Genomic DNA, 12,962 nt, shown 5'->3' with positions numbered 1-12,962 from the left:
CTTAAGGTTTGTATAATAAAAAAAGCCCCCCAGAAGTGCTCTGGGGGCTTTTTTGGTCAAGGTAATTTAGCTAGCCAACTCGTGCAGTAACAACATCGCCTCATTGGCGCGGGCGGTGGGCACAAAAAGGTGGTCGTGGTAAAAGGCCGACACCGCATTCACGCTGATGCCGTGCCTGGCGAGCTTCGCCGTGATGCGCGCCAGGAACCCCACCGCCTCCAGGCTGGAGTGCACATTCAGCGTAATCATGCGACACGGAAAACTGAAGGGTAGCGCCGCTTGCTCCGCCTGCTGTCTGGCCACGATGAGCGTTAGGCCTTCCGCCTCGCGGAAAGTGCTCATTGGCGTCAGCGACTCCGGTGTCAGCTGACCTATCGGCAGCGTGCAAAACACGTATTCTTCGTCCAGCAGCACCGGCTGCATAGAGCGTAACAGTTGGTCAAGGTTTCGTTCGCCGGTCATTGTTCTATCATAAACGGTCATGCAGAGCAGAGCGAAGCATCTCGCGTGCGGTCGTCTGACTAGCATTGCAACGACCGCGAGCGAGATGCTTCGCTCTGCTCTGTATGACGTTCGGGGGCTTTTTACAGCTTAATTAATCAGTAGATTACTTGTTTCTACCAAATCTTCACCCGGGCCGAGTCAGGTAAGTAAAGCTTCTGGCCGGGCTTCACATTGAAGGCTTCGTAGAACTCCGGCACGTCGGCGAAGGGGCCGTTTACGCGGTAGCTGGCCGGGGAGTGCACATCGGTGAGGATGCGCTGGGCCAGCACCTCGTCGCGCTGGTGGCTTTGCCAGCCGAGCGCGTAGCCCAGAAAGTAGCGCTGCACGGGCGTGAAGCCGCCAATTTTCTCTCCTTTCTTGTACTGGTCTGTCTTCTTGAAAGCATCAAGAGCAATGACAATGCCCCCCAGATCGGCAATGTTTTCACCAGCCGTAGCCTTGCCGTTGATGTGCAAAGAATCGAGCACCGTATAGCCGTTGAACTGGCGCACGATACCATCGACGCGTTGCTGGAAGGCGGCCCGGTCTTTTTTGCTCCACCAGTTGCGCAGGTTGCCCTTCTCATCAAACTGGCTGCCTTCGTCGTCGAAGCCGTGGGTGAGCTCGTGGCCAATGGTGCTGGCGCCGGCGTAGCCATAAATAATGGCGTCGTCGGCGTTTTTGTCGATCAGACCGGGAATAGAGAAGATAGCTGCTGGCAGCACAATCTCATTGTTCGATGGATTATAGTAGGCATTATACGTTTGGGGCGTCATTTCCCATTCGGTGCGGTCCACGGGCTTGCCCAGCTTGTTGAGCCGGTAGCGATACTCCCATTGATTGGCGCGCATCACGTTTTGAGCGTAAGAGTCGCGGGCAATTTTGAGGGTGGAATAGTCGCGCCACTTGTCGGGGTAGCCTACTTTCTTATTGATTTTAGCCAGCTTCACCAGCGCTTTTTGCTTAGTGGAGTCACTCATCCAGTCTAGGGCCTGAATGTGCTCGCGGAAGGCGGCTACCACGTTTTCGGTCAGCTTTTCGTAGCGCTCTTTGGTTTCGGGCGTGAAGTATTCCTTCACAAACTGCTGACCCAGAATTTCGCCCATCGCATCTTCTTCCGCATCAAGCACCCGTTTCCAGCGGGCCCGCTGCTCCTTTTGGCCCTGCAATACGGTGCCGTAGAAGCGGAAGTGCTCATCATCAATGGGCTTGCTTAGGTTTGAGGCGAAGGTGTTTACCAAATGCCACTGCAAATAGGCTTTCCAGTCGTCTACCGAAGCTGTTTTGAGTAGCTGCCCGGCTTGTTTGTAGAACTCTGGCTGGCCCACAATCACAGTGTCTACCTTGGTCATCTCCATTTGCGTGAGCCAAGTTTTCCAGTCGAGGCCGGGCGTGAGCTTGCCCAGGTCGGCTACAGCCATCTTGTTGTAGTTGGCATAAGGGTCGCGCAGGGCCTCCAGCTTGCGCGAAGAGCCTGCCAACGCGGTTTCGAGGCGCATTACGCGGCCACTATTGACCTTCGCTTGCCCCGAATCTTGACCCATGAGCTGAAACATGCGCGCCACGTGCTGCCCGTATTCCTTGCGAATGTTGGCCGTGCGCGCATCCTTATTGAAGTAGTAGTCGCGGTTGGGCAGCCCCAGTCCCGACTGCCACAACTGAACGGCCATTTTCTCGCTGTTCTTCGCATCTTGGCCGATATAAAGGCCGACCAGCGCGTTTACCCCCAGAGGCTGAAGGTGAGCTATAACGGCCGGCACGTCCTGCACCGTCCGGATGGCGGCAATGCGGTCCAGCTCCGGCTTCAGGGGAGCAATTCCTTGCTTGTTTATCGTGACCGAATCCATGCCCATGGCATAGAAATCCCCGATTTTCTGCTCGTTGCTGCCGGGGACGGCTTTGGCTTTGGTTGCGTCTTCGTTGAGCTTGCGCAAGCGGGCGTACACCTCGTTCTGCACTTCCTTACCAATGCTCCAGGAGCTTTCGGAGGCTGGAATGGGATGTTTCTTGAGCCAGGCGCCGTTGGCGTACTTGAAAAAATCGTCGCCCGGGGTTACCGTAGTGTCGGCGTTGGCTTGCAGCAAATCGGGCTGGTTAGCGGCCGCTTTATCCGACGATTGGCAGCCATTCAAGGCTAGCAGGGCAACTGGCAGGGCAAAAAGCCACCTGCGCGAAGCAAAAGAATAGATCATAGGAGGGAAGGGGGAAAGGAACTGAAAAAGTGCAGCCAAGCTACTGTTTCTGGGCAATAGTTGGTACACCGACGGCGGCCGACGCACCGTTGCACGCTTCATTCTGCGGGCTGAGCGTCACGTTTCTGCTTTCGGCGCGTACCTTGGGTTGCTATGTCCCTTAAGCTACTTGTTCTGCTCAATTTTGCCCTGGCGGCTTACCTCACTGGCCTTATCTGGACGATACAGCTTGTGCATTATCCCAGCTTCGCCTTGGTAAGCGCCGATAAGTTTGTGGATTTCCACCGGGCCCACTCCACGCGCATGGGCTGGGTGGTGATGGCGCCGATGGTAGCGGAACTAGGCCTGGCCGCGTGGCTGGCGTGGCAGGGGAGGGCGCTGGGGGGCAATGTGCTGTGGAGCTTGGCGCTGGTGCTGATTATCTGGGCCGTGACTTTCTTCATCTCCGTGCCCTTCCACAACCGCCTCGCCCAGGGCTTCGACTACATTGCCATCGATGGGCTGGTGCGTACCAACTGGCTGCGCACGCTAGCCTGGACAGCACGACTGGCGTTGTTGGGCTTTATGTTGTGGCGACTAATTAAATAGCCCTTATTAGCTTATCCACCGAGTATCACATCAGTCTATTCCGCATCAGATTGTTAATGCTAACTGTTAATTTTTTAAATGACTCTCCCTCCCGCCGACCATTTTTTGTCTGAGCTTCAGGTGCAAACCAGCCGCAGCAGCGGGCCTGGGGGGCAAAATGTAAACAAAGTAGAGTCGCGGGTGGAGCTGCGGTGGCACGTGGCTTCTTCTCTGCTGCTCACGGAGGAGCAAAAGCAAACACTGCTGCAAAAACTGGAGAAGCAGCTGACCTCGGAAGGCTATTTATTAATCACGGCCCAGGAAGACCGTAGTCAGCTCCGCAACAAGGAAATCGCCCTCCAGAAGTTTCACGACCTGCTCAAGCGGACTTTGCACAAGCCCAAAGCCCGCAAACCCACCAAGCCCAGTAAAGGCGCCGTGCGCAAACGCCTGGAAACCAAGAAAAAGCACAGTGAAAAGAAAGCTAATCGTCGGCTTGATCTGTAAGCCGAACGTCTAGGAAGGAGCTAGTTGATGTCCAGTCCAAACAATATCCCAAACCACGGCTTGCGCTGATATATCCAGTGGCGGCCATCGGGGCCCAGCAGTTGATCGGCCCCGACCGCGAGACCTAAATTGAAGACGCGCGCATCGTAAATGGCCGCCGCCCCCGCGTGCACCACAAAACCCTCGTACTCAGGTACGCGGCTTTGCTGGTTGGTTACATCGGGGTTGATAATCGTGGAGCCTAGGCCCGTAAATAGTCCGTAGCCTAAGCCTACAGTGCGCACCTTAGGTGTTTGTTGGTCGGCCAGTTGCAGGTGGCTGTTCACATGGTAAAAATCTAGGCGTCGCCCGAAATAAAGCGCGGCGTTGAAATTCGTATTGAGCTGCACCGGAACACGCCCCCGCGGTGGACGCGCCTTGAAAGGGATGGTAAATACGTCTAGGTCAAACTTGCTTTTTAAGAGAATAACGTGCTTTCCTCGGCGCACGGGATAGCTGAACCGATGCATTGTAGTGCTTGATCCGCTCTCCTTTGACTTTACACTAAAGTGGAGCGAATCCTGATTCTGCTCTACATAGAAAGCCCTTTCTTTTCCTGCGGTTGCCTGTAAGGCAGGATCGTTCGTTTTGAAAAGCCGATAATCGTCAGCTTCCAGCTTTTCCAGCCGCCCTACCGCCACGCAACTCGCCAATAAGCCGTCTCCTAAAATTCCAGCCAGCAGAAAGAGGCGTGAACATGGGTTTTGGCGCAGAAGCGTAAAAAGCGGCATTAGAGCTTGCTTAGGGTATTCGCCAAAGGAGAAACTTTAAGGCCGTATTAAATCCAGCCTTTGCGCTTAAACCAAAAATAGATACCCACGGATATGAGCACCATGGCTGCCATGGCGCCCGGATAGCCTAGCTTCCAGGTTAGCTCGGGCATGTACTCAAAGTTCATCCCGTAGACGCCGGCAATAAAAGTCAGGGGCAGGAAAAAGGCCGAAAACACCGTCAGTACGCGCATAGCCTCGTTCGTACGTTGCGAGTTCAACGACAGGTACAGGTTCATCAAGTTGGTGGCCGCGCCGTCGAGCTGTTGATAAAGCGTCTCCACTTTCACTTGCAAATCCTGGGTGTCCTGCATGAGGTTGGCATCATCGGTAGCCGACTGGCGCCGCAGCATGGTCAGGATGTCGCGAGTGAGCAGCAGGAGCTGCTTGGCCGCTGAGGCTTTGCGCTTCAGAAAGTAAAGGCCCTGCAACGTATTGGGTACTTCGCGCTTCAGGAAAATATCCGCCTCGTAGTCGTCGAGCTGGCGGGTAAGAATATGGGCCGGTTTAACGTAGCTATTGAGGGCATAGCGCACAATGTGAATCGCCACCTCAGCCGGTGAGCTACACCCTTGGTCGCGGTTACAGGCTACATCTTTCAGTTCACCAAGCACAGGATGCGGCCGCCGATGAACGGTAATCAGGTAATCGGCGGTGTAGAAGATGGCAATCTTGGTGCTCAACTCTTGAATAGTGTCAGCTTCGCTATACTCGGGCGTGACTAATACCCGCAGAATAATAAAATTCAGGCCGTTACTGGTTTCGAACTTCGGTAAGTGAGTGGCCTCCAAACAGTCGAGAACCAGCGAATCGGGCAAATCGTACTGCTCGGCTATAGCCTGAAGCTCGCCGGTGCCTGGATTAGTAATATCGAGCCAGTCGAACTGGCTTTCCTTTTGAGTGATCAGTTGTTCAGTCATAAGCCCTAGAAAGAAACCTTAGGCCAGCATACGGCGCTGGCGTGGGCAACGATCGGCTGCGGACCACTTAATACGGCCTAAAGTAGGGTGCCGCTCAAAAACAGCAGGGCAAAAGAGAAATAGATTACCAAACCCGTCACGTCCACCAGCGTAGCCACGAAAGGTGCTGATGAGGTAGCTGGGTCGGCGCCCAAGCGCTTAAGCAGCAGGGGCAGCATAGACCCGCACAATGAGCCCCACAGCACAATACCTACGAGGGAAAAGCCGACGGTAAACCCTATCTGCCAATAGTACTCACCGTATTCAGCCGGATAGAGCCGCGACCAGAGTAGGATACGCAGAAGGCCTACTAAACCCAAAATGCCCCCCAGCATGAGCCCGGTAGCCAACTCGCGGCGCATAACCCGCCACCACTCGCTTATACTCAATTCGCCCAATGACATAGCCCGAATAATAAGGGAGGTAGCCTGAGAGCCCGCGTTGCCGCCCGCGCTGATGATAAGTGGAATAAATAGGGCCAGTACGACAGCTTTGGCTATTTCTTCCTCAAAAAAACCCATGGCCGTGGCCGTAAACATCTCGCCGATAAGCAGAATGACAAGCCAGCCAGCCCGCTTGCGCACCATGCCAATGAGAGGAATGCTGAGGTAAGGCTCGTCGAGGGCTTGAGAGCCACCAAGCTTCTGAATGTCTTCGGTGTCTTCCTCTTCCCGGATGTCCAGAATATCGTCAATGGTCACGATGCCGAAGAGCACGCCATCATCATTGACAACAGGCAAGGCCACCCGGTCATTTTTGCGAAATACCTCAATAGCCTCCTCCTGGTCCTGCATGGCTTGAAGGTGCACAAAGCGGCGGTCCATCAATTCGCTCACACGCTTGCTGGGATCAGCCAACAAAAACTCCCGAATGCGAATGTCATCGATAAGGACACCGCGCTCATCGGTTACGTACAGCACGCTCAGCGTCTCAGATTGCCCCCCGTGCCGCCGAATGTAGTCGAGCACCTGCTGTACCGTCCAGCTCTCGCGGATGGCAATGTAATCGGGCGTCATCAGGCGGCCCACGCTGTACTCGGGGTAGCCCAGCAGCTCCAGCGTTACCTTGCGCTCGGGCTCCGACAAAGTCTGAATCAGCTCCTTTACAAAGTCGTCGGGCAAAAACTCCAGCAGGGCCGTCCGGTCATCCGGCGACATCTCGTTTAGAATATCCGAGATTTTATCCTGACTAAGATTGGCCAGAAAATGCCGCTGCACATCAATGTCGAGGTACTCGAATACCTGAGTAGCCAATTGCAAAGGCAAGAGGCGAAAAATAATCAGCTGTTCGCGTTCTTCTTCCTCTTCAATAAGCTCTACCACTTCGGCTGGCTCAAACTTCTTGAGCAGTTCCTTGAGCTTAAAAAATTCGCCCTCCTGAATCAGGGACGTAATCTGGTCGGTGGTAGGATGCTGATTCATGAACGACTAAGAGGAGTGCTTCGCTAGGCAAGGGTGAGTTGGTTGGAAATAGGCCCCCAAAATTAGCCTAAAAAACCCGCTCTGCCGCCAGCAGTCCGCTAATTCTGCAGGGTGTTGGGTGGGGGCGGGAGCTGAACAGCACGCAGCTCTTGGCGCAGCTGTCGCAACTCGGCGTGCAGAGCCGCCACTTGGGCCGCACCGGCCAGCTCGGCTTCGGGGCTTTCGGCGTCGCGCCCCATGAAAAAAGAGGCCAGCGTAGCCGTGAAGTAGCCAAATACTGCAAAGCCATATAATGCCAGCAGGAAGCATAAGGTTCGGCCCTCCAGGGTTTGGGGCCAGTATTCGCTACCTAGGCTAGTGAGTAGCATGGCCGTCCACCACAGCGCATCGGCGTAGGAGTGAAAGCCGCCTTTAACTTGGTTTTCGAAAGCATACATGCCCGCAGCACCTAGAAATAAAGCGACTCCGGTGAGGGCGGCCACATACCCGGCACCCCGGCGCCCAAACGTACTGGACAAAGCCCGCATACCGCGGTTCAGTGAGCCTACCACTTTTACGAGCCGTAGCCCGCGCACGGCGCGGGTTGCACGGAATACACGAACCACTCGCGCCAGCCGAAACAGCCGCAGGGCTGGCACTAGCAACGAAATCAGTGTAATAACATTAGCTTTAATAAACGCCCATTTGTGTGGCGCCAACCACAGCTTGAGCAGGAAATCCAAAATAAAGATGACCCATATACCTGTACCTAGCAGCTCTAGCGCCGGCGAAAGCCCCCAAATCAGCTCGACGCCTAATAAAGCCAGCCAAATGAAACCCAACACCAGCATAGGCGTTTCCAACCAGTCGGTGATTTGCTCGAGAAGTTCGTTCCGCTCGTGCTGAAGCTGATCTTTTTCGGATGAAGAGGTAGAATCGGAGGGCATAACAAGGACGAAAACGTGAGCGAATAACTAACTGTCAATCAATACGCCCTCTATCTGGTCAAGTTAACGTAGGTAGCAGGACCTAACATTTGATCCGGGCTGCTTGCTTAGGTCTCCAAAGTAGATGTCGAATCTAGGAAAAGCCCCCTGGGCCACTGCTGCACTTACTAAATAAAACTCTTATAATCTTCGGTTTATGCCCAAAAAACTACCTCTCGGAACTCTAGTAGCCTTGGGCGGTGGCGACGACGACGCCATGTTAGCCATGCTTACCGATATGCTGCCCTCGCCCGCTGCCACTGTTGAAATTGTGACTACGGCCTCTAGCAACCCTGGGCGCAGCAGCCGGGGCTACCAGGATAGCTTGCGCGATCTGGGCTGCCAATCGGTGCACCACCTGCGAGTAGATGAGCGCCATCCAGCCGACACCCCCGAAAACCTGAAGCGACTGGAGCGCGCTAGCCTAGTTTTCTTTACGGGCGGCGACCAGGAGCGCATCACCGAGTTTTGGCAGCAAACCCGCGCCTTAGCCGTACTCGCCGACCGCTACCGCCACGATGCGGCCTTTATCGTAGCCGGCACTAGTGCTGGCGCCGCCGTACTCCCCGATTGTATGATTGTAGAAGGCTACGGGGCCCGCTCGCTTACCAAAGGCGGCCTGCGCACGGCCAGCGGCTTGGGTTTACTAGGCCAAGTGTACCTAGATCAGCACTTTGCTGAGCGAGGGCGCTTTGGCCGCTTGGCTCATGCGGTGGTGCAGCATCCTACTCGGCTGGGCCTGGGTTTAGGTCAAGAGACGGGTATTATCGTGCGAAGCGGGCACGAAGCAGAAGTTTTTGGTGACGGCGTTGTGATGGTGGTCGATGGACAGCATCTGCACGGCAGTAACTTAGGGCGCATTGGGCGCGGCGAGCCCGTTGCGGCCCAAGATTTGCGCGTGCATGTGCTGGTGAGCGGGCAGCGCCTGAACCTACAAAAGCGACAAGTAGTGGCTGCTTGAACAATGCGCTACCATTGGTAAGCCTCAAGGAACAGCTGGGGGCAATTAACAGAAAGATATTATTCCAATATTAACTGTTCGGCACGCCTACTAATGGTTGATTTTTCTACTTACATTTAGACCCGATAACCCCAAATTCTCACTCATTCCTCTTTTTTTATGAAGTTTAAATCTCTACTCCTCGTGGGTGGTGCGCTACTTACGGGTACGGCGGCCTCGGCGGGTGGCTATCAGGTGACGCTGGCCGGGCAGAAAAACAATGGTATGGGCGGCGTCGGTGTCGGCTTATCACTCGACCAAGCTGCCATGTTTTATAATCCAGGTGCGCTGGCTTTTGTCCGCGAGCGAGGTGTACAGGTGGGAGTTAACGCTACGTTTGCCCGCTCGGCTTTCGTGGCTGAAGGAGGAAATACTCAGCGTGAGCTGCGCAATTCGGTGGTTACGCCTTTCAACCTGTATGCGAGCTTTGGTCCGGCAGAAGGAAAGTTTCGGGCAGGTATTGCCGTCTACACGCCTTTTGGCAGCACGCTGAAGTACGCTGAGGGTTGGGAAGGTCGCACGGCCCTGACCGAGATCGAACTTGTATCTGTATATGTGCAGCCTACCGTGAGCTATGCTATCACAGACAAAATCAGCGTAGGAGCAGGCCTCACGGTGCTGGCTTATGGAGCCGTGAACTTGCAGCGCGATGTGCCCTTGCCTAACTCTTTTGGTCACATTGAGTTGGATGGCGAAGCCGAACGTAAAGTCGGTTTCAACGCCGGCGTTATGTTCCGGCCTTCGGAGAAATTTAGCCTGGGTATAAACTACCGCTCTAAGATTGACGCCGAAGTAAAAGACGGCGACGTGACGTTCACCGGCATTGACCCTCAGTCGGTATTTGCTGCTCGTTTCCCCAATACCAAGTTTAGCGCTACGCTTCCCCTGATTGCGACCACCAGCATCGGTCTGGGTTTCATGCCTACTGAGAAGCTGACTATCGGCCTTGATGTAAACTACGCTGAGTGGAGCAAGTATAAGAGCCTGCAATTCAATTTTGCTGATCCTATCAACGGTTCCAACACCAGCGTATCAAAGCGCAACTACGAGGATGCGCTTACATTCCGTTTAGGTGGGCAATACAAACTTACCGAAGGCCTGACGGTACGTGCCGGTGGTGCTTATGATGAGTCGCCGGTGCGTGATGGATACGTAACGCCTGAGACGCCTGACGCGAACCGCGTTAGTGGTACTATCGGTGCTTCTTACGCCTTCGGCAAGTTCGGCGTAGACTTCTCCACTCAGTTTGTAAGCATTGCCAAGCGCAGCCAGACGCAAAGCCAGCTGGTAGCTAATGGCACGCAGGACCGGGTAGCAGGTACCTACAAAACCAATATTGTAATTCCTGGTATCGGCCTGAATTACTCTTTCTAACTCTTTGCCTTGCTTGTATCTATATGATCTCCAAACTGTTTACTAAATCCGCTCCTTTCCTGGCGCTGCTTGGGTTGGCTCTCACTGGCTGCCAGCCCGATTTGGAAGAAGACATCAAGCCCAGCAGTGGCACCGCGGACTTCTCGCGCTACATTGCTGTAGGTAACTCCCTGACCGCTGGACAAGCAGATGGTGGTTTGTACCGAGAAGGACAGCTAAATTCGTATCCCGCTTTGCTAGCGCAGCAGTTTCGTGCCGTAGGCGGTGGCGAGTTTGTACAGCCACTCTTTACGGAAGCGCAACGCAATGGTACCGGCTACTTGCGTCTGACGGGCTTTACTGCTACTGGAAACCCTATCACCGCATCTGTTACTACTGAGCTAGCTCTGCGTGCAGGTGCCACGGCCGCCCGCCCACTCTATACTAAGTTTACCGAGCCGATCAATAACTTGGGAGTACCCGGCATTCGCATGGCGGATATTCAAACAGCTGGTTACGGTAGCACACAGGGTAATCCTCTATTCGAGCGTATTACTCCCGATGCTCAGGCTACGCAAACTTATTTAGCCCGCGTTGCGGCTTCTCAGCCTACTTTCTTCAGTGCTTGGCTAGGTAATAACGACGTATTAGGCTACGCAACATCGGGTGGTGCAAGTACTGCTGCAACCAGTTCGCTAACAGCTGTAAACACCTTTACGAACAATAATAACGCGCTCATTGATGCGCTCACAGCAGGTAATGCAAAAGGCATAGTTGCTACTATTCCGGATGTTACCAACATTCCGTTCTTCACTACAGTAGGTCCATCGTTCAAAGCTACGTTGCAGACTCCGCAGCCGGGTTTGCCAAACGGTGTACCTGCTATCGTAATTCAGACAGGATCGGCTATAGGTGGGCCGACTTCTACCAACCGTAGACAGATCACAACCGCTGACATTCGTGGTGCTGATGGTGTAGGTCGCCAACTGTTTACTCTGACTTCTTCGCCGTTTCTTGGCTTGCTGAATCAGCGTACCGGTCGGGCTTGGCGTTTTGTATATGGGCAGAGTGGTGGCCCTGCAGCGGCCTTCCCTGCATTTCTAGTCGCTTATGGCATCGACACGCTTCAAACGTTCGGAACGGATCCACGCAATCCTATTCCAAGTGCCTTTGTACTGGATGATGCAGAGCAGACTTTAGTACGTAATGCTACTACTTCCTTCAATAACGCAATTACAGCAAAAGCTACCGCTAAAGGGTTGGCGGTATTTGATGTTAACGGCTTCTTCGCCCGCGTAGCTACCAACGGCATCGTAACGAACGGTATAAACAATACGGCTCAGTTCATTACTGGTAACCTGTTCTCCCTAGATGGCGTCCACCTCACTCCCCGCGGCTACGCTATCGTAGCCAACGAGATGATCCGCATCATCAACCAGCAGTACGGAGCCTCTGTACCGACGATTAATCCTAATGATTACCGGGGTGTTCAGTTCCCGTAAATTGCTTTAGGTTATAGAACAAAAAAGCCTCTCCTATACAGGAGAGGCTTTTTTGTTCTATGCATTCTGCCTACGCTACGATAGTTGCACTTGCTGTAGCACGGGCGGTAACGCCGGCGCCGCCTGGCCCGCCAGATGTGCCGCAATGACAGCCGCGTGATACCGACCGTTTTCAATAAACCAACGGCTGGTATTTAGCCCCCCACATACGGTACCAGCCAAGTACACGCCAGCGCGGTTGGTTTCGAATGTCTCAGGGTCATGACAGGGAGTGCGGGCCGCGTCGGGCTGTGTATCAATGCCTAAGGCAGCAAGCAAGCTGTAATCGGGGCGGTAGCCGGTGAGCGCATACACAAAGCTTGCGGGCAAGGTCTGGGGGGCATTTTCAGTCAACACATCTACCTCACCGGGCCGAATAGCCATGATAGCAGTGTTGAACAATGCTTTGATGCGCCCCTCGGAAATGCGGTTCACCAAGTCGGGCCGAATCCAGTATTTCACCGAGTCGGCAATGGCTGCACTGCGCACGACCAGCGTCACATCGGCGCCGGCGCGGGCCAGCTGCAACGCCGCTTTGGCCGATGAGTTTTTGGCCCCCACTACAACAACCGACTGCCCGACGTGCGCATAGGGCTCTTTATAATAATGACTTACGTGGGGCAGGTCTTCGCCGGGCACATTCATCTTATTTGGTACGTCAAAGAATCCGGTAGCCACAATCACGGCTTGCGCCCGAATACGGCCCAGGTTAGTCAGCAACTCGTAGGAGCCAGCTTCGCCTTCCAGTCCTAGTACGCGCTCATACAAACGCAGGGGTAGTTTCTCGGCCAGAGCTACGCGACGGTAATAATCCAAAGCGTCCTCGCGCAGAGGCTTGTATCCGCTGGTTGGAAAGGGGTAACCGCCAATTTCGAGCAGCTCGGGCGTTGAGAAGAACTCCATGTTAGTGGGGTAACCCACAATAGAGTTGACCAAGGCACCTTTATCGACCACGCAAACCGACAAGCCACGACGCTGCACCTCAATAGCGCAGGCTAGGCCTACTGGTCCCGCGCCAATTACGACAACATCATAGAAAGTGCTAGTATTAGCAATCATAGTAAAGTCTTAAAATCTAAAGGCTAATATTGTTAAATGTAATTATTATAGAGTATTCACAATATTCGCTTGCATAAAGCAGTTAGGTGATTGCTATGAGAGATTA

General features: G+C 54.1%; 12 protein-coding genes. 5 read left to right on the top strand and 7 right to left on the bottom strand.

The genetic code is table 11. The annotated features are described in order from the left end of the window. Positions 1 to 66: 66 nt before the first annotated feature. Positions 67 to 462 (bottom strand): ACT domain-containing protein, encoded by a 396-nt coding sequence (locus ACW9KT_RS20645; protein ID WP_457083963.1) that lies wholly within the window; start codon positions 460 to 462, stop codon positions 67 to 69. 155 nt (positions 463 to 617) lie between these two features. Further along, the gene (locus tag ACW9KT_RS20640) at positions 618 to 2,675 is read right to left on the bottom strand and encodes a M13 family metallopeptidase (protein WP_457083961.1); all 2,058 of its coding nucleotides are present in this window, start codon (positions 2,673 to 2,675) and stop codon (positions 618 to 620) included. A 153-nt stretch (positions 2,676 to 2,828) separates the two neighbouring features. Between ACW9KT_RS20640 and ACW9KT_RS20635 the strand changes: the two genes are divergently transcribed. Both ACW9KT_RS20635 and arfB read left to right on the top strand, forming a co-directional pair. After that, a complete protein-coding gene (locus tag ACW9KT_RS20635) occupies positions 2,829 to 3,263 on the top strand; it encodes a hypothetical protein (protein ID WP_457083959.1) in 435 nt (144 codons plus the stop codon). Between the two features lie 78 nt (positions 3,264 to 3,341). Further along, a complete protein-coding gene (gene arfB, locus ACW9KT_RS20630) occupies positions 3,342 to 3,749 on the top strand; it encodes an alternative ribosome rescue aminoacyl-tRNA hydrolase ArfB (RefSeq protein ID WP_457083957.1) in 408 nt (135 codons plus the stop codon). A gap of 20 nt (positions 3,750 to 3,769) precedes the next feature. Here arfB and ACW9KT_RS20625 read toward each other — a convergent pair whose 3' ends face one another. The 4 genes from ACW9KT_RS20625 to ACW9KT_RS20610 all read right to left on the bottom strand — a co-directional run bounded on the left by ACW9KT_RS20625 (position 3,770) and on the right by ACW9KT_RS20610 (position 7,864). Continuing rightward, positions 3,770 to 4,519 carry a hypothetical protein gene (locus ACW9KT_RS20625; protein WP_457083955.1) on the bottom strand — a complete coding sequence of 250 codons (750 nt, stop codon included), beginning with the start codon at positions 4,517 to 4,519 and terminating at the stop codon, positions 3,770 to 3,772. 47 nt (positions 4,520 to 4,566) lie between these two features. Further along, the gene (locus ACW9KT_RS20620; protein ID WP_457083953.1) at positions 4,567 to 5,478 is read right to left on the bottom strand and encodes a magnesium transporter CorA family protein; all 912 of its coding nucleotides are present in this window, start codon (positions 5,476 to 5,478) and stop codon (positions 4,567 to 4,569) included. A 77-nt stretch (positions 5,479 to 5,555) separates the two neighbouring features. Continuing rightward, positions 5,556 to 6,938: a magnesium transporter gene (gene mgtE / locus ACW9KT_RS20615; RefSeq protein ID WP_457083951.1), complete on the bottom strand. Its 1,383-nt coding sequence runs from the start codon at positions 6,936 to 6,938 to the stop codon at positions 5,556 to 5,558. Between the two features lie 98 nt (positions 6,939 to 7,036). Further along, positions 7,037 to 7,864: an ion transporter gene (locus tag ACW9KT_RS20610; RefSeq protein WP_457083949.1), complete on the bottom strand. Its 828-nt coding sequence runs from the start codon at positions 7,862 to 7,864 to the stop codon at positions 7,037 to 7,039. Positions 7,865 to 8,060: 196 nt separating this feature from the next. On the opposite strand from ACW9KT_RS20610, the gene ACW9KT_RS20605 reads away from it, so the two are divergent. The 3 genes from ACW9KT_RS20605 (at position 8,061) to ACW9KT_RS20595 (ending at position 11,758) form a co-directional block, all read left to right on the top strand. Then, entirely contained in the window at positions 8,061 to 8,864 is an 804-nt protein-coding gene (locus ACW9KT_RS20605; RefSeq protein WP_457083947.1) for a cyanophycinase, read from the top strand. Positions 8,865 to 9,023: 159 nt separating this feature from the next. Further along, positions 9,024 to 10,277, top strand: coding sequence for an OmpP1/FadL family transporter (locus tag ACW9KT_RS20600; protein WP_457083945.1), 1,254 nt, complete (start codon positions 9,024 to 9,026; stop codon positions 10,275 to 10,277). A 23-nt stretch (positions 10,278 to 10,300) separates the two neighbouring features. Beyond that, positions 10,301 to 11,758, top strand: a complete 1,458-nt coding sequence (locus ACW9KT_RS20595) for an SGNH/GDSL hydrolase family protein (protein WP_457083943.1) — start codon at positions 10,301 to 10,303, stop codon at positions 11,756 to 11,758. Positions 11,759 to 11,833: 75 nt separating this feature from the next. Here ACW9KT_RS20595 and ACW9KT_RS20590 read toward each other — a convergent pair whose 3' ends face one another. Continuing rightward, on the bottom strand, positions 11,834 to 12,856 hold the full coding sequence (locus ACW9KT_RS20590; RefSeq protein ID WP_457083942.1) for a YpdA family putative bacillithiol disulfide reductase: 1,023 nt from the start codon (positions 12,854 to 12,856) through the stop codon (positions 11,834 to 11,836). Between the last annotated feature and the right edge of the window lie 106 nt (positions 12,857 to 12,962).

It is taken from the genome of Hymenobacter sp. HD11105, assembly GCF_054051685.1.
Note: the sequence above shows the minus strand (reverse complement) of the source record. Positions and strands in the feature narration are given on the sequence as shown.